Annotated in this window: 19 protein-coding genes; 7 read left to right on the top strand and 12 right to left on the bottom strand. The window is 64.7% G+C overall.

Annotated features, from left to right (window positions below; genetic code table 11):
* Nucleotides 1-9: 9 nt before the first annotated feature.
* The gene (locus P9272_RS30570) at nucleotides 10-1272 is read right to left on the bottom strand and encodes a pilus assembly protein TadG-related protein (protein ID WP_278163625.1); all 1263 of its coding nucleotides are present in this window, start codon (nucleotides 1270-1272) and stop codon (nucleotides 10-12) included.
* A 268-nt stretch (nucleotides 1273-1540) separates the two neighbouring features.
* Here P9272_RS30570 and P9272_RS30565 point away from each other — a divergent pair, with 268 nt between their 5' ends.
* Nucleotides 1541-2758: a pilus assembly protein gene (locus tag P9272_RS30565; protein WP_278163623.1), complete on the top strand. Its 1218-nt coding sequence runs from the start codon at nucleotides 1541-1543 to the stop codon at nucleotides 2756-2758.
* Between the two features lie 77 nt (nucleotides 2759-2835).
* On the opposite strand, the gene P9272_RS30560 is transcribed toward P9272_RS30565, so the two are convergent.
* From P9272_RS30560 to P9272_RS30550, 3 genes are all read right to left on the bottom strand, one after another.
* Nucleotides 2836-3066 (bottom strand): hypothetical protein, encoded by a 231-nt coding sequence (locus tag P9272_RS30560; RefSeq protein WP_128260712.1) that lies wholly within the window; start codon nucleotides 3064-3066, stop codon nucleotides 2836-2838.
* Nucleotides 3067-3137: 71 nt separating this feature from the next.
* On the bottom strand, nucleotides 3138-3386 hold the full coding sequence (locus P9272_RS30555) for a polymerase (RefSeq protein WP_278163620.1): 249 nt from the start codon (nucleotides 3384-3386) through the stop codon (nucleotides 3138-3140).
* Between the two features lie 339 nt (nucleotides 3387-3725).
* On the bottom strand, nucleotides 3726-3917 hold the full coding sequence (locus P9272_RS30550) for a hypothetical protein (RefSeq protein WP_278163618.1): 192 nt from the start codon (nucleotides 3915-3917) through the stop codon (nucleotides 3726-3728).
* Nucleotides 3918-4331: 414 nt separating this feature from the next.
* Between P9272_RS30550 and P9272_RS30545 the strand changes: the two genes are divergently transcribed.
* Nucleotides 4332-4712, top strand: coding sequence for a cupin domain-containing protein (locus tag P9272_RS30545; RefSeq protein WP_278163616.1), 381 nt, complete (start codon nucleotides 4332-4334; stop codon nucleotides 4710-4712).
* A 263-nt stretch (nucleotides 4713-4975) separates the two neighbouring features.
* Entirely contained in the window at nucleotides 4976-6238 is a 1263-nt protein-coding gene (gene dinB / locus P9272_RS30540) for a DNA polymerase IV (RefSeq protein ID WP_278163614.1), read from the top strand.
* A 6-nt stretch (nucleotides 6239-6244) separates the two neighbouring features.
* Here the strand turns inward: dinB and P9272_RS30535 are convergent, their stop codons facing one another.
* The 7 genes from P9272_RS30535 to P9272_RS30505 form a co-directional block, all read right to left on the bottom strand.
* The gene (locus P9272_RS30535) at nucleotides 6245-7123 is read right to left on the bottom strand and encodes an aldose 1-epimerase (RefSeq protein WP_278163611.1); all 879 of its coding nucleotides are present in this window, start codon (nucleotides 7121-7123) and stop codon (nucleotides 6245-6247) included.
* On the bottom strand, nucleotides 7120-7875 hold the full coding sequence (locus P9272_RS30530; protein ID WP_128260717.1) for an SDR family oxidoreductase: 756 nt from the start codon (nucleotides 7873-7875) through the stop codon (nucleotides 7120-7122). Before P9272_RS30530 ends, P9272_RS30535 begins: the two co-directional genes overlap by 4 nt.
* 12 nt (nucleotides 7876-7887) lie before the next feature.
* Nucleotides 7888-8619 carry an ATP-binding cassette domain-containing protein gene (locus P9272_RS30525; RefSeq protein ID WP_128260718.1) on the bottom strand — a complete coding sequence of 244 codons (732 nt, stop codon included), beginning with the start codon at nucleotides 8617-8619 and terminating at the stop codon, nucleotides 7888-7890.
* A gap of 3 nt (nucleotides 8620-8622) precedes the next feature.
* Nucleotides 8623-9600, bottom strand: a complete 978-nt coding sequence (locus tag P9272_RS30520) for an ABC transporter permease (protein ID WP_278163608.1) — start codon at nucleotides 9598-9600, stop codon at nucleotides 8623-8625.
* An 80-nt stretch (nucleotides 9601-9680) separates the two neighbouring features.
* Complete coding sequence (locus P9272_RS30515) at nucleotides 9681-10658, bottom strand: sugar ABC transporter substrate-binding protein (RefSeq protein WP_278163606.1); 978 nt, start codon at nucleotides 10656-10658, stop codon at nucleotides 9681-9683.
* Between the two features lie 22 nt (nucleotides 10659-10680).
* Nucleotides 10681-11883, bottom strand: a complete 1203-nt coding sequence (locus tag P9272_RS30510; protein WP_278163605.1) for a mandelate racemase/muconate lactonizing enzyme family protein — start codon at nucleotides 11881-11883, stop codon at nucleotides 10681-10683.
* A 15-nt stretch (nucleotides 11884-11898) separates the two neighbouring features.
* Nucleotides 11899-12618, bottom strand: a complete 720-nt coding sequence (locus tag P9272_RS30505; protein WP_278163602.1) for a FadR/GntR family transcriptional regulator — start codon at nucleotides 12616-12618, stop codon at nucleotides 11899-11901.
* A 98-nt stretch (nucleotides 12619-12716) separates the two neighbouring features.
* Here P9272_RS30505 and P9272_RS30500 point away from each other — a divergent pair, with 98 nt between their 5' ends.
* From P9272_RS30500 to P9272_RS30485, 4 genes are all read left to right on the top strand, one after another.
* Nucleotides 12717-13616: an SMP-30/gluconolactonase/LRE family protein gene (locus tag P9272_RS30500; protein ID WP_278163600.1), complete on the top strand. Its 900-nt coding sequence runs from the start codon at nucleotides 12717-12719 to the stop codon at nucleotides 13614-13616.
* 116 nt (nucleotides 13617-13732) lie between these two features.
* Nucleotides 13733-14818: a patatin-like phospholipase family protein gene (locus P9272_RS30495; protein WP_278163598.1), complete on the top strand. Its 1086-nt coding sequence runs from the start codon at nucleotides 13733-13735 to the stop codon at nucleotides 14816-14818.
* Nucleotides 14815-14970 (top strand): hypothetical protein, encoded by a 156-nt coding sequence (locus P9272_RS30490; protein WP_278163597.1) that lies wholly within the window; start codon nucleotides 14815-14817, stop codon nucleotides 14968-14970. The genes P9272_RS30495 and P9272_RS30490 overlap by 4 nt, the downstream gene beginning before the upstream one ends.
* 476 nt (nucleotides 14971-15446) lie before the next feature.
* Complete coding sequence (locus P9272_RS30485; RefSeq protein ID WP_128260725.1) at nucleotides 15447-16151, top strand: SDR family oxidoreductase; 705 nt, start codon at nucleotides 15447-15449, stop codon at nucleotides 16149-16151.
* A 24-nt stretch (nucleotides 16152-16175) separates the two neighbouring features.
* Here the strand turns inward: P9272_RS30485 and P9272_RS30480 are convergent, their stop codons facing one another.
* Nucleotides 16176-16415, bottom strand: a complete 240-nt coding sequence (locus P9272_RS30480; RefSeq protein WP_112125362.1) for a hypothetical protein — start codon at nucleotides 16413-16415, stop codon at nucleotides 16176-16178.
* Nucleotides 16416-16590 lie beyond the last annotated feature (175 nt).

Below are 16590 nucleotides of genomic sequence, written 5' to 3'. Positions count from 1 at the left end.
CCGGGGATCTCACTCGACGACCGCAACCGCCTGGGCGGCCGGGATGTCCTTCATCCCGAGGCTCGAGCAGTCCTGGTTGATGGTCGAGTTGCCCGACCACTGGATGGTATCGGCGACGACCTGCGTGCAGCCGTTCACACCTGAGAAATTACCGAGATAATTGACCTGCTGCTTCGGAAAATAGATGGCGCCGGTCAACAGCGAGGTCGCGGTGCCGTTGAAGGTGCTCTGCGCCGCGGTGCCCGTCCTGTCGCCGTAGAACAGCACGCCAGAATAGGTACCCGAGGTCGGAGCGCTCAGCGTCACGGTGGCGTTCCCGTTCATGCTGACGGTGTTGCTGCCGGCCATGAAGATGGTTACGCCGCTGCCCTGGATAACCGCGCCCGCGTTGATCTTCAAATTGCCCTGGACGACATAGACGCCGGGAGAAAGCGTGACATTGCCGTTGAGGTTCATGCCACTGCAGTAGGTTCCGGGCTGGATTGTTTGCGTCGACTTGCCACTGTTGATGTTCTGGCAGGGATTGCTGGCCGCAGGCGCCGGCACGCTGGAGAAGGGATCGGAGGCCGGCAGGGCCTGGGTGATCGGCGACTTGCAGACCGTGGTCACCGGATTGTTCAGCGAAACGCCGCCGGCGGTAATCAGGCAATCGGTCTGCAGCCCTGCCGAGCCCTGCACCTTGATGGAGTCACTGGCGATCGAATCCGACATGACCGAGCAGCCGTTAAGCTTGACGCTCGTGCTGCCGGAAAACAGTGCCGCCTGCGAGGCGGAGGGATTGAGCGCCAGCACGCAGGCCTTCGAAGCGTCGGTGATCAGCGCCACCGCCCTGGCCCGCTCCGGCACCTTTGTCTGGGTGAAGATCGAGGTGAACAACCGATCCAGGTTCTGGTTGAGGATCACCTCAACCGCCTTCTTGGCCGTGTTCGGTCCCGAGGTGGGCGGCGTGTTGACGACAATGGTGCCGCCGCCCAGTCCGTTCGAGGCGGCCGATGTCGTGGCGGCGGCGGTGATGGCGGCCGTGTCGGACCCCTGGACCTTTTCCAGCGCGCCGGCATAGGCGGCCGCATCCGCGATCGCCTGCAACTTCAGGCTCGAATAGTACCAGTAGGATGTCTCGACACCCAGCCCCGCCCCGCCGACGACGACCGGCAAGGTCAGCGCGAAGATGGTCGCGACATTGCCCCCCCTGCCTTCGCAAAAGCGCCGAGCGGCGAGCCGAGAAAAAAAATGTCTGAAGAATGAACCTGAAAAGGCCATGGCCAAGCGCACCCACGGTATCCCAGCAGTGACGTCATCATTGCCATATGAACGAATGCCTAATTATTTCGGTCGACTTGCGCTGGTAGGACCGCAGCGGGCCTCCGCTCCCATCTTGTGCCGCGCATACTAAGACTTAAGGCCCAGCAACCTTCAGACTTAAGGCGTAAACGTCGGTAAATCCTAATATTTTAGCACCTTCTGCATTTTAACTTTTTTGGAAATCGCCCGTAGAGACGGCAGCCCTATCACTCTTTGAAATACGACGAGGGCGGGCTCCATGTTCGGACGGTTCTGGGTTTCGAAGCGCGGCAACTTCGCGGTCGCGACGGCGGTCGCAATGGTGCCGCTGATGCTTGGCCTGGCGGCTTCGATCGACCTGATCGGCACCAGCGACGACGCCGCCCAGCTGCAGAATTCGCTGGACGCGGCCGGCCTTGCGATGGGCACCAAGTACCAGCCGGGCATGTCGGCGGCCGACCTGCGGCAACTCGGCCAGACCTTCTTCACGGCCAATATGAGCGCCGCCGACGCCCAGGAGCTTTCGGGCAGCCTCGCCGCCTTCCAGGCCTCCGCCAGCGGCGATCCGAGCGCGTATTTCATCACGGCGTCGTCGAGCATCAGCCGGCCGGCGTTCCTCGCCGCCATGCCGGCCTGGCAGGCGACGCGCACCGCGTCGGTCAAGATAAAGCCCGGCTCGCAGGCCTGCGTGCTGGCGCTCAATCAGCATGCCGACAACGCGGTCAACCTGCAGGGCTCGACCAATGTGGCGATGGCAGGCTGCGTCATCGCGGCCAATTCGGACGCCCTCGACTCCGTCAATCGCGGCGGCTCGGCGGTCGTCAGCGCCGGCTGCGTCTCGACAGTCGGCCGCACGCAGGGTTTGGCGCCGCCCAATGCCAACCTTTCCTGCGGCGCGCCGCTTGAAAATCAGTATGCCTCGTTCGATCCGCTCGCCGACGTCGTTCCCCCGGCCTACACGCTTTGCCTGCCGGTACCCAACGGCAAGACGGTGACGCTCTCGCCGGGCACCTATTGCGACAAGACGCTGTCTGGGCAGATCACCCTCAATCCGGGCACCTACATAATGCGTAACGTCGTCATAAAGCCGGGCGGCAACGGCAGCCTGAGCGGCCAGGGCGTGACGATCTTCCTGATGGAGAACTCGCAGCTCTACATCAACGCCAACGAGCAGGTGAACCTCTCGCCGCCCACCAGCGGCCCCTATGCCGGCATCACCATCTACCAGGCGCATGGCAACACACAGGCGCTGACGCTGAACGGCGGATCCGGCTCGCTGATCAGCGGTTTCATCTACGCTCCGGACGCGGCCATCACCTATACCGGAAATTCGGACATGAGCGCCGCGGGCAGTTGCCTGCGGCTGGTGGGCGACACCGTGGCGATGACCGGAAACTCGGCGGTGAAGTCGGACTGCACCGCCGAACTGGGGAACCGGGAGATGTATGCGGGCCGGATGATCACCCTGGTGAAGTGAAACGGGAGCCGGCAACGGCGCTTGGCCGCGATGGCCGGTCTCCCTGACGCGACCGGCTGCCCGGCCGCCGCGCCGAACTACGCGATGATGTCGGCGCCGGGTTGCTCGTCGAAGAGCACCGCGCAGCCGCGCTCGAGCGCGACCTGCGTCAAGGCATTGGTCGCATCCTCGTCCGACGAGACGAAGTCGCCGGTCAGGACGCGCAGCTCCTCGACGGCCCTCGACATCGGCACCACGCGTCCGGCGGAACGGTCGCTCACGCATGCGTCGATGACGCACAGAAGATCGATGAGTTCGAAATTGTCCATCGCGGCCTCCGCTGCGGCCATCCCTTCGCTCTGTCAACGGCGTGTGGCGCGGACTGGTTCCCAGGCCGGCTTCATCCATGCGGCCTCACCGGCGCGAGCTTGAGGTCGAAGCGGGCCGGCAGGCATGGCTCGACACAGGCCTTGCGCACCGACCCGGTTGCCATGGTGTCGATTGGGAGAAGGACTATCATCTGAGCATCGCGTTGCGGCCAGAGCGGCCTGCCGAAGAGAAGGAAGACGCCGCCGATCAACAGCGCCAGGAGCAGCGCGGCAAACAGGTTCGCGATCATCCTGCCGGGTTGCACGGCCAGCAACTCCAAATGGGTCTCCAGAGGGAAAGGAGTGCCCATCACATCGCAGGAATGATGGGCACTCCGTGGTCGACCGCCGATGAAGGGACTTTGTCCGGCGGCTTGCTAGCCAAATGCATTGATGCCGCTGTTGTTGCCTGAAAATCGATGCCTCGGGCCTCTGCGTTCGACGCATGAGACTTCAGTCCGAGCGAGGCCCCGGACCGTCGCCCGAGGGCCTGAATAATAGCTTTCGGCTGCCGCTGCCCGGTCATCGAAAATCGGCGAAAGGAGAGAAGACTTGGCCGACTGACGCTTCCGCCTTTGACCGGCCGCTCCAGCCGTTGTTCCTCCCATTCACGGTAGATTTCAGGCCTCGAGGTCCATCGGCTGATGGCCGGGCTGCTGGTGCCAAAGAACCTGGCGATAATCCGTCAGCTCGACGACCTGCGTGCAGACCGGACAGATGTAGCTGTCGCAGCATTGGCGAAGCACCGGCGGTCCGCGGCGAGCGGCCATGACCGGCGGACGCGAATAGGTTTTGACGGCTTGATCAAGCATGGTTTCCTCCTGGTGGTTGTCTATTGTCCCCGCCCAAAGGCTTCTCCCTCTCACCGGCCATGTCGCACCGGCACGGCGCTCGGCCAGCGCTGGAGCAGGTTCGGCATGATGCTGATGGGGGATGCACGAGGCCGCGACGATATCGCCTTGATTGTTGCCGAGGGTTGCATCGAATTCTCCCTGTCGGGCGAAAAACGGATGGGTCCCTCAACCACCGCCGTGCCAGCGCGAGAGCAGGAAAGCACTGGCGACGGAGTTCCGCAATAACTTCCGATAAGGCGCCAAAAAATCTTCGAAAGATCTTCAGCGCCGGGGAGCGCTCGATTATATTAGCATCTCCTCATAATAAGGTGTACGAAAGAGACAGCGGTCGCCGACGATCGCGTCAGGCTCCGCTTCACGTGGGAGGACGCCATGGGCGAAGTTGCAGTGAAGGTGACGAAACTCGACTCCAAATCGCACAACAATCCCGACGAGGTCCGCGCGCCCGCCAAGACGCGTGTCGAAATCGTGCGGCTGCCGGGCTACACGCTGGGGCGGATGAACATGCAGCCGGGCTGGAAGTGGTCCGAATGCGTCAAGCCGGTGGTCAAGACCGACAGCTGCCAGGTCTCGCATGTCGGCTATGTCGTGTCCGGATCGATCACCGTGCGGATGACCGACGGCACGCAAAAAACCTTCGAGGCCGGCACTTCCTACACCATCCCGCCCGGCCATGACGCCTGGGTGGAGGGCAACCAGCCGTTCCAGTGCATCGAGGTGTTGAGCGCCGAACAATACGCCAAGCCGGCATAGCATACACGGTCACCCCCATTTTTCGGCAGCGGATAACAGGCCCCCGTGGGCGGCATTCCTGTCAGGCTTGCACGATCTCCTCCAGGTTGATCGTGCAAGCTGCCGTCTAGCCGCGGGTGTGGCTTCAGGTTGTGGAAACTTGCACGCCCAAGCGTGGCGGCTTGACAGAGAGCTCCTTTTGTTCTCTTTATGTTCTCAAAATTCCCCTTACAAAAGATGCAGCTAATGCTGCAATGCCACACAAACCGCCATGGGAGCGCGCGATGGCCGCCACGAACACCGCTGCGGCCGCCACCATTCTGCACGCCGATCTCGACGCCTTCTACGCCTCGGTCGAGCAATTGCTCGATCCGTCGCTGCGCGGCAAGCCAATCGCCGTCGGCGGCGGCGTGGTGCTGGCGGCTTCCTATGAAGCCAAGGTGTTTGGCGTGCGCGGCGGCATGCCCGGCCGCAAGGCGCGCGAGCTCTGCCCGCAACTCATCTTCGTCGGCGGCCATTTTTCCGAGTACCAGCGCCTCGGCGACGCCGCGATCGAGGTGCTCGACGATTTCACGCCGGTGGTCGAGCGCATCTCGATCGATGAGGCCTTCGCCGATGTCGCCGGCTGCACGCATCTGTTCGGGCCGCCGCAGGAGATCGCGCGGAAAATCCGAGAGCGCGTGAAGCACGAGCTCGGCCTGCCGATCTCGATCGGCGTGGCGCAAACAAAGCATCTCGCCAAGATCGCCTCGCAGGTGGCCAAACCCGACGGGCTGGTGGTGGTCGAGCCCGGCACCGAGCTCGCCTTCCTGCACGACCTGCCCGTCACGCTGATGTGGGGCGTCGGCCCGGCGACCAAGGCCAGGCTCGCCGAAATCGGCGTCGAGACGATTGGACAGCTGGCGCGCACCCATAGCGGCGCGCTGGAGCGGCTGATCGGCCACGCCGCCGGCCGGAAGCTCGCCGCGCTCGCCTGGAACCGCGACCCGCGCAAACTCGAGACACGTCGCCGCGCGATTTCCGCCGGCGCGCAATCGGCGCTGGGCAGGAAGCCCGCAGTGCCGCGCGTCTTCGTGCCGACACTGCTGCATCTGGCCGACCGCGTGGCGTGCCGCCTGCGCGCCAAGGACCGGCCCGGCCGCACCGTGACGGTGCGTGTACGCTTCGCCGATCTGCGCGCCGTCACCCGCTCGGTGACGCTGGAGCAGCCGATCCAGGCGACAGCGATGCTGGCCGAGATCGCCGAGGAGCTGGTGCGCGGCGTGCTGGCCGCCCATCCGGGCGAGCGGGACATCTCGCTGCTCGCCATCTCCGTCTCGCATCTGGAGGAGCATGCCGAGCTGCAGCTCGAACTGCCGCTCGGCCTGATGGATGAGAAGCGGAAGCCCGGCAGCCGCAAGGGCCTCGCCCGCTTCGGCGCCGACCGCGCCATCGACAAGATTCGCCAGCGCTTCGGCAAGGAAGCGGTGGGCTACGGCACGGTGGCGCTGGAAGGCCCGCGCTCGGTGCCGGGCGGGTTCAGGGAACTGGCGGAGAAGGAATTGTAGGGGCTCTCAATCCGTCTCCACCACTGCCCAGTCCAGGCGCATCGTCGCGCTGATCGTCTCTCCATCGTCGAGCACCGTCAGCCCCTCGCCATGATGCGCGTCGACCGGGTGCGAGACCGGCTCGAAGCAGAAGAAGCCGGCGTCGGGCGACGGCGAATAGAGGATGTAGACATCGAGCTCCGGCGAGGCGCTCAGTTCAAGCACAATCCCCTGCTCCGGCTGCCTGATTGCCGCGCGCCGGTCCCAGCCGACGAAGGCGTTGTTCACCCAGTCGGCCGGCAGAAGCGAAGCCTGTGAGAAATCCCACCACGGATGCTCGGCGACCGAGGCTACGCCCGTCGGCAAATGGCGCGCGTCCTCCAGCCACACGCGCTCGGCGCGGGCTCGCAGCATCGTCCTGGCGTTACGCGGGAACCACGGATGGAAACCGAGGCCGTAAGGCAGGCGGATGCCGGCGCGATTCTCCACGGTCAAGCGCGCCTCAAGCGCGCCGTCGCGAAGCACATAGGTGACGCAGGCCCGGTAGCGGTAAGGCCCGATCGCGCCTTCATCAAGCACCAGCTCGGCCTCGGTGGCGCCGTGCGCGGCAACCCGCCACGGCTTCTGGAAACCGTCGCCATGGATCGGAAACGGCTCGCCCGGGAAGTTAGGCTCGACCGCATGAAAACGACCCTCGAAGGTGAAGCCGCCGCTGGAGATGCGGTTCGACCAAGGCACGAGCAGCTGGCAGCCGGAAGTACCGGTGCCGTCCCCTGCCCTCAGCAATGGAATTGGCGCGCGGCCGGGAACGAGCGCGTCGTAGCGGGCGATCGCGGCCCCCTCTTCAGGCGCCAGCACGAGGCGGGCGTGGCCGTCGCCGAGTTCCATGCCGCCGCCCGTGGTCACCAGCCGCCGTCTATGGCGATGTTCTGGCCACTGATCATGTCGGAAGCCGGCGAGACGAGGAACAGCACAAGCTCGGCGACATTCTCGGGCTCGATGCGCTTCTTCAAGCTTTGGTTCGCGAGAATCCAGTCATTGTATTCTTTCAGCCGGTCGCCGAAGACGCGCTCTTCCGCCTCCGAGACCACCGCGCCCGGCGAGACGGCGTTGACCCTGATGCCATGCGGCCCAAGCTCGCGCGCCAGCGACTTGGTGAGGCCAAGCATGGCGCCCTTCGAGGCGACATAGGGCACGTAGCCGTCCCAGCGGCCGTTGAGCGTGATCGAGCAGAAATTGACGATCTTGCCATAGGCCTTCGCCTTCATGCCCGGCGCGCAGGCGCGGACCAGCGCGAACGCGGCGGAAGAGTTGACGCGAATCTGGTCCTCGTACTCGGTCAGCGAAAACTCCTCGAATGGGCGGTTGATGATCAGCGCGGCGTTGTTGATCAGGATGTCGATGCCGCCTTCCTTTGCCGCCAGCGCGGCAACCGTCGCTTCCGCCTCGGCCAGCCGGTTGAGGTCACAGCCAATGAAGGCGATGTCGCCGCTGGCCTCACCTGCTAGCCCGGCGACGATCTCCACCGCATTCGGGGCATCGGGGCGGTCGAGCAGCAGCACACGCGCGCCGGCCCGCGCCAGCGTCACCGCCTGGGCCCGGCCCAGCGAACCGAGCCCGCCCGTCAAAAGCACCTTACGACCGGCAAGCGTTTTCATTGCCCAAACCCCTCACAACACACCGTGGACTTCTTCGATCGAGGTATCCTCGATGCGCTTGTCCAGCACCACCTCGCCGCGCGCCATCGCCACGATGCGGTCGCAGCAGTCGAAGACGTGGTGCATGTTGTGGCTGATGAAGACGCCGGTGACGCCCTGCTCCTTCAGGCCACGCACGAAGCCGATCACCTTGTTCGTCTCCTTGACCGAGAGATGGTTGGTTGGCTCGTCGAGGATCATCACCTTCGACTTGAAATGCATGGCGCGCGCGATGGCGACGCCCTGGCGCTGGCCGCCGGACAGCTCGCCGACGAGCGCGTCGGGAGAGCGCAGATGCAGGTCGACATTGGCGATGGCGCGGATGCTTTCCTCGGCCATCTTCTTCTGGTCGAGGATGCCGACGCCGAGGACCGAGAAACGGGTCGGCTCGCGGCCGATGAACAGGTTCCTGGCGATCGACATGGTGGGGACCATGGAGTTGTACTGGTAGATCGTCTCAATGCCGAGATCCATCGCATCGCGCGGCGTGGCGATGCTGACCGGCCTGCCCTCGACCTGGATCTCGCCCTGGTCGGCGCGGTGGACGCCGGACAGGATGTTGATCAGCGTCGACTTGCCTGCGCCGTTGTCGCCGACAAGGCCGAGCGCCTCGCCGCGCTTGAAGGCGAGCGTGACTCCCTTCAGCGCGTGGACGCCGGAATACCATTTGTGGAGATCGCGCACCGAGATAATGGCGTCGTTCATCGCTCAGCCCTCCATCTTGATGGCCTTGGCGCGCTTGCGCATCCAGGCATTGGCGACGACGGCGAAGATGGTGAGAAAGCCGATGGCGAACTTGAACCAGTTGGCGTCGACATGGCTGAGCACGAGGCCGTTGTCGATGACCCGGATCAGCGTCGTGCCGATTATGCCGCCCATCACGGTGCCGATGCCGCCCAGCAGCGATGCTCCGCCAATGACGGCCGACGCCACCGCCTGCAATTCCATGCCCTCGCCGATGGAGGGCAGCGGCGAACCCAGCCGCAGCACCTGCAGCATGCCGGCGAAGCCTGAAAGCACCGAACACAGCATGAAGCAGATGATCTTGACCCTCGCGGTCGGGATGCCCATGGCGGCGGCAGCCGGCATGAAGCCTCCGGTAGCCTTGATCCAGTTGCCGAAATTGGTGCGCGACAGCATCAGCGAGGTGAGCACCGCGACCGCCACGAACCACAGAAACGACATGCGGAACATGTTGCCCGGGCCGACAAAGGAAGTGAAGAGCCAGTTGGGCAGGTCGACGGGCAGCAACGGCGGAAAGCCGCCCGAGACGACAACGGTGAGCGAGCGCGCCATGAACAGCATGCCGAGGGTGGTGATGAAGCTCGGTATTGCAAAGCGGATGGTGACGTAGCCGTTGATGAAGCCGATGGCCGCCGAAACGAGCAGGCCGGCAAGCAGCGCCAGCGGGAACGGCGCGCCGTGCACCATAAGCACGGCCATCGTCATCGGCATCAGTGCGAAAACCGAGCCGACCGACAGGTCGAACTCGCCGCTGATCATCAGGATGGTGACGCCGATGGCGACGAGGCCGGCCTCCGGCAAGATGCCGAGGATGCCGCGCAGGTTGTCGGCATTCAGGAACACGCCATGCGAGCGAACCTGAAACAGGACGACGAGCAGCACCAGCAGGATCAATCCGGCCAGTTCCGGCTTTTCGAGATATGTCTTGAACAGGCGCTTCAACGACGATCTCCGGGTGGCTAGGTTTCAGGGCGCATCGGCGGCGCCGGGCGTCGCCGATGCAAAGCGCTTCCGGCCGAAGCTCAGCGCATTCCCTGCGCCGACAGCGCCATGATGCTGTCGGCCTCCTTCGGCCGCACGATGCCCTGCCCGGTGTCGATATCCGACGGAGCAAGACCGATCTTCTTGTTGAGGTAGGCTTCCATCACCGGCATGAAGCCCTGCATGTAGGGTTGCTGGTCTACGAGCGCCTGCACGTAGCCCTTCTGCATCTGCTGCAGGACCTCGGGCACGAGATCGAAACCGCCGAGCAAGACCTTGCCGGGTGCTACGCCGCGATCGGCCAGCACCCGCGCCACGCCTGCGCACCAGAAGCCGGTGTCGAAATAGGCGGTGGTATCGGGATGCGCGTTCAGATAGGCGCCGACGCGGTCGGAGGTGATGGCGAGGTCGGTGCCGCTGTCGATGCGCTCCCACGACACGTCGCGGTCTTTGTGCGCCGCCTTGTATTCCTCGAGGAATTGCATGATGCCGGCGCCGCGGCTTTCCGACCAGTTCTGTCCCGGAGCAGAAATGCCGACCAGCACCTTGATCGGGCCGTCCTTCGGGAAGCTTTCGGAGATGGCCTTGGCGAGGGAATAGCCCGCGGGTTTGAAGCCCTGTCCGACGAAGGCCTGGCGGGCATTACCCTTGGCGCCTTCGGTGTCGTCGACATTGACGGCGATGACGAGAACGCCGGCGTCACGCGCCTCCTTGATCACATCGTCGAATGCATGGTCATCGACAATCGAGGTCAACAGCGCATCGGGCTTGGCGGCAAGGGCGGCGCGCATATTGGCCACCTGCTGCTCGACCGAGCCCTCGGTCTGGGTGAACACCATGTTGCAGGTGGCCTCGACCTTGCCGCAGGCATCGTCGAAGCCTTTCTTCACCGCCTGCCAAAAGGTGTTCGAGGCCGACGAATGATGGGTAAAGACGATGTTCAGACCGTCGGCACGGGCTGCGGACTGGCCGCCAACCAGGGCCGCGCCGAGCAGAAGCATTGCAGTCAGTTTTTTCATGTCATTCCTCCCTATGGATCTTCTAGATGTCCGCCTTGTCGCTGACGCGGCGGTGGACGGTGTAGACCTTGCCAAGATCGGGGTTGAGCGCGAGCCCCAGCCCCGGCCCCGGCGGCACGGTGATCATGCCGTCGTTCACCTCCGGCAGCGCCGTCACCAGATCGCGGTACCAGGCGCGGTAGAAGGCGCGCACACTTTCCTGAACGACCGCGTTGGGGGCATTGAGCGACAGGTGGGTCGAGGCGGCGAGCACGACCGGACCGGTGCAGTCATGCGGCGCCACCGGCAGCCGCCAGGCCTCGGCCATCGCGGCGATCTTGCGCGCCTCGGACAGGCCGCCGCACCAGGAGATGTCGAGCATGACGATGCCGGCCGCTCCGGTTTCCAAAAGGTCGCGAAAAGCCCAGCGGCTGCCGAGCGTCTCCGAGGCCGAGATCGGCGCGGGGCTTGCCGCGGCGTAGCGCTTGAGATCGCCGAGGCTGTCCATGCGGATAGGGTCCTCGTGCCAATAGGTGGCGAAGGGCTTCAGCGCCTGCGCTATCTTCATGGCCGGCAGGAGCTGCCACATCGAGTGGAACTCGACCATGATGTCCATCTTGTCGCCGACGGCTTTGCGAATCTTTTCAAAGGGCTCTAGCGCGGCCTTCAAGTCGGCGGCGGAAATGTCGTTGCCGCGCGTCTTCTCGGCAGCATGGTCGAACGGCCATATCTTCATGGCGGTGATGCCGTCCTCGAGCAATTCCTCGGCCAGCTCTCCGGCGCGGGTCAGGAAGGCGTTGAGGTCGTCGTATTCCCGCTTCGCCCCGATTCCGTAATTGGCAGTCGTCTGGCCCTTGTCGTCCTTGATGTAGTCGGTGCCGGCGCAGGTGTTGTAGGTGCGGATGGAACGGCGGCTGAAACCGCCGAGCAGTTGGGCGACCGGCTGGCCGGTGGCCTTGCCGAAGATATCCCACAGCGCGATGTCGAAGGCCGAGTTGCCGCGCACTTCCGCGCCGGTGGAGCGGAAGCCGAGATAGCCGACGAGATCGGCCGACAGAAGGTCGATCGCGAGCGGATCGCGGCCAATCACCCGCGGCGCGACATATTCGTGAAGATACTCCTCGACCGTGCGCGACAGGAAGAAGGTCTCGCCAAGCCCGCTAATGCCCTCATCGGTATGGACCTCGACCCAGAGCAGATTGGGCCGCTCCTCGATGCGGACGGTTTCGATGGCGCGGATCCTCATCGGGCGACCTCCATTTCAGGCTATGCCTGCGTCGAGGAGCGCCTTGACGCTCTTGTCGAAATGCTGCGCCATGTGCTCGGCCGCAAGCCTCGGATCGCCCTTGAGGATCGCCCCGGCGATATCCTCGTGGCCCTTGATCATCTTGAGCTGGTCCTCGTCGGTCGAGCGGGTCCGCCAGCCGATCACCCAGGTGCGTCGCGTGACGCCGCTGAAGGCGGTGACGATCAGCGAGAAGACCGGGTTGTGCGATGCGCCAGCAATCGCCTCGTGAAAGGCAATGTCGTGCTCCATGACGATTTCAGGGTGCCTGAAGTTCTCGCGCATCAACCTGGCGGAACTCGCGATGGCGGCAGCCTCCGCGTCGGTGCGACGAAGCGCGGCCAGCGCCACCGTGCGCATCTCGATGGTCCGCCGGACATCATAGACCTGCTGGACGCTGATCTGCTGGGTGGTGATGCCATGCTCGATGACCATCGACATGGCGCCCGTGTCGAGCTTGGCGACGGTGGCGCGGCGGCCGGCGCTCATGTCGATCAGGCGCATCGCCGACAGCGAGCGGAAGGCCTCGCGCACGACGGTGCGGGAGACATTGAGCTGACGCGTCATCGCGGCTTCGCTGGGCAGCAGATCGCCGGGTGCGAGGCCTTCGGCGCGGATGTGCTGGGTGATCGCCTGGATCGCGGTGCTGACCAGCCCCGGGCTCGGTTCGTCGCCTGTCTGTTTCGAATCCTGCATGGGGCTCCCGGGAAAAACCTGTATGACAGGTTGATGTCATATTGCTCATAATTTATCCGAAAGATATATGTCAAGCCGATTTCCCCGAGAGAAGCGCCATGCACAAAACGCAAGCCACCCTGATCCTCGATGCCCGCGACGTGGTCGGCGAAAGCATGGTCTGGGACGAGCGCCGCTCCAGGCTGGTTTGGGTCGACATCATCGGCCGCCGGATCCACCTGCTCGATCCGGTCAGCGGCGCCCATGAAACCTGGCCCACGCCGGACCTGGTGACCTCGATCGGCCTGCGCCAGGATGGCGGCGCGATCGTCGGATTGCGAAAGGAGATCGCACTTTGGGATTTCGGCGGGCCGTTCCGGACGATCGCGACGATCGAGCCGGACAGGCCGGACACACGGCTCAACGAAGGCGTCGTGGCGCCCGACGGCTCGTTCTGGGTCGGCACGATGGCCAACAATATCGGTCCGGACGACGCGCCGGTGGCCGTCACCGGCGATGAAGGCCGGCTTTATCGTGTCGATGCGAAGGGTGCCGTGACGGCGCTCAGCGATGACCGCTTCGGCATCACCAATACCATGGCGTGGCTGCCCGATGGCCGCTTCGTCACAGCCGACACGATGAAGAATGCGCTCTACAGCTATCGGTGGGAGAGGAAGGCGAGCCGGCTCGCCGAACGCTTGCCCTTCTTCACAGGCTTCGAGCGCGGCCTGCCGGACGGCTCCTGTCTCGACGCCCAGGGTTATGTCTGGAATTGCCGGGTGGTGGGCGGGAGTTGCCTCGCCCGCATCGGGCCTGACGGCAGGCTGGATGGGATCGACGAACTGCCCTGCAGTTGGCCGACGAGCTGTGCCTTCGGCGGCGCCGGGCTCGACACGCTGTTCGTAACCTCCGCGCGCTTCACGATGAGCGCCGGCCATCTTGCCGCCAATCCCTCCGAAGGAGGCTTGTTCGCGCTCAAACCCGGCGTGCGCGGCGTGCCGGCCAACCGCTTTGGATAATCTTCGCGGCGGCCGTGGCCGATTCCAATCTGTGAAGTTACGCGTTCCCCCACTTGCAAGAGGGCCGGCGCTGGGCTGGATTGACCATCGAGGATGCCGGAGCCGGAGGGCGCGCAATGGAGCCGATTGCGGCCGGATCAGCAAGGGACGTGGATGACGGCAAGTCCGAGCGCTATGATCTCGGCCTCTGCCTGTCGGGCGGCGGCTACCGGGCCATGCTGTTCCATGCCGGCGCTCTGTGCCGCCTGAACGAGGCGGGGCTGCTTCAAAAGCTCGACATGGTGAGCTCGGTCTCGGGCGGCTCGATCGCGGCCGGGCTCTTGGCGGTGATCTGGCCGCGCTTTACCTTCGCGGTCGGCGTCGCCACCAATTTCGATATCTATCTCGACAGTATATTGAAATTCTCGCAGGTCTTCCTCGACGCGCCGTCTATCTTCAAAGGCCTGTTGAACCCGTTTTCGAGCGCGGCGCGGGAGGTCGCGGCCTGCTACGAGCGGAATTTGTTCGACGGCTCCAGGCCGATGCTGAAAAGCCTGCCGGAAAAGCCCTGGTTCGTGTTCTGCTCCAGCAACCTCGGCACCGGCTCGCTGTTTCGCCTGTCGCGGCGCTACATCGCCGACTACCGCATCGGCGTCGCCTACCAGGCCGACCTGCCGGTCGCGACCGCGGTTGCCGCCTCGTCGGCCTTCCCGCCTTTCCTGTCGCCGCTCCGGCTCGACCTCACGCCCTTCGCGTGGAAGAACGACAAGCTCGACCCGAGTGTCGGCCTGCCGGTGGCGCCTTCCCGCGCCGTGCTCACCGATGGCGGCGTCTACGACAATCACGGCATCGAGCCGGCGCTAAAGCGCTGCCGCTGGCTGCTGGTGAGCGACGCCGGCGCGCCCTGGCAGGCTTCGAAGGCGGGTTACTGGAACTGGTTCTCGCAGTTGAAGCGCGTGCTCGACACCACCGACAACCAGGTACGCTCGCTCAGGCGCCGGGATCTGGTGGCGCGTTTCCAGGCGGCCAAGGACGCCGACGATCGCGGACTGCCCGATGACGCGACCCGGCCCGATTATGCGGCGACGCGCGGCGTCTTCTGGTCGATCGCCAGCAAGCCGGACGCGACCGAGCCAAATTTCGTGCAGACCGCCGCGACCGCGCCGGCCGATATCGGCACCTCCTTGCATTCCTGGGCAGCGAAGAAACGGTCGACCTGGTGAACTGGGGCTATTGCGCCGCCGACCAGGCGCTGCGGAGCTGGTATGAGCCAGCGTTGGCGCCGGGAAAGGGCGTGCCGCTCAAGCCGGGCGATGTGGAGCCGGGGCGCTGCGCGAGGGTGTCGAAGATGATGATGAGCGTGTTCAGGGTTTGAGCTGCTTTCCCCGCCCCCACGAACGTGGCTACGGCATGGCATTGCGCATGTTTCCAAGCGGCGGGTCTTTGGCGATGGTCTGCATGCGGCTTGGCGCATGCATTATCCAGCGCAGTGCTGGTCGACCCCCACTCCGTCTCGGCTTCGCCGAGCCACCTCTCCCCCGATCGACGGGGTAGAGGAACGGCGCCAGGGCTTTTGCCGTCAACGCTCGTCCAGCAAGGCTCCCTTCCTTTCCCTCCGGAGGGGGGGGAAGGTGGCGCTGCGAAGCAGCGACGGACTGGGGGAACCACGTGGCAATCAAGCCTCAGGTCGATCAGTCAGCGCCCCCACAGAAGATGTGTGCATGCCGTAGCCCGCTTCGACGGGGGCGAGGAACCAGGCGTTCATCCCTGGCGCAATCCAATCCGGTTCATCCCCTGGCCTCAGCATGCTAACAGGTTCGCTTTCAACAATTTCAACAAATGGACAGCGACATGGCAGGCGAAAAAGTGGCTCTGGTGACGGCGGGCGGCAGCGGCATGGGGGCGGCGGCGGCCAGGCGCCTGGCGGCCGACGGCTTCAAGGTCGGAGTGCTCTCCTCCTCCGGCAAGGGCGAGGCGCTGGGCAAGGAACTTGGCGGCTTCGGCGTCACCGGCTCCAACCAGTCGAATGACGACCTGAAGCTCCTCACCGACCGCGCGCTGGAACGCTGGGGCCGCATCGACGTGCTGGTCAACAGCGCCGGCCACGGGCCGCGCGCGCAGATCATCGAGATCAGCGACGAGGACTGGCACAAGGGCATCGACACCTATTTCCTCAACGCCGTGCGCCCGACCCGGCTGGTGACGCCGGTGATGCAGAAGCAGAAATCCGGAGTCATCATCAACATCTCGACCGCCTGGGCGTTCGAGCCGAGCCCGATGTTCCCGACCTCGGCCGTGGCGCGTGCCGGGCTTGCCGCCTTCACCAAGATCTACGCCGACACCTATGCGGTCGACAACATCCGCATGAACAATGTGCTGCCCGGCTGGATCGACAGCCTGCCGACCACGAACGAGCGCCGCGACAGCGTGCCGATGAAGCGCTACGGCACCTCCGAGGAGATCGCCGCGACGATCTCGTTCCTGGCCTCGGACGGGGCCGCCTACATCACCGGGCAGAACATCCGCGTGGATGGGGGCATTACGCGCGCGGTGTGAGGGCGGCGAGAACGCCGCCTCGGATCATCCCGGTCTGCGGGAATTGAGAACCCACAGAACGCATAGGAAGGCTATCGAGCCCACCAGGACGATCGAATTGCCGACCACGATGTTCCAGAATCGTGTCGGATCATCCGAGAGCGCGACCCAATGCAACTTGCCCCGAACCTCGCCTGTCTTGATGCCGCAGGCAATGTTGTAGATCGCGATGGCGGCAAGCGCGGCCATCAGGACAAACAGGTCGTTGTTCTTGTTGCGATCCATGGAAGCGGCTTTTATCAGCGCTTGGTGAAATTTTGCTTACCTGCGGGAACGTTGGGGGGGGGGGGGACCCCCCCCCCCGGGGGGGGGGGGGGGGGAAAATAAGGGGGGGGGGGGGGGGGGCCCCCCCCCCCGCCGGGGGGGTTATTTTATATAGGGGGGGCGGGCGGGGGGGGGG

It is taken from the genome of Mesorhizobium sp. WSM4976, from assembly GCF_029625685.1.
Classification (GTDB): Bacteria; Pseudomonadota; Alphaproteobacteria; order Rhizobiales; family Rhizobiaceae; genus Mesorhizobium.
This window is presented reverse-complemented; position numbering and strand designations above follow the sequence as displayed.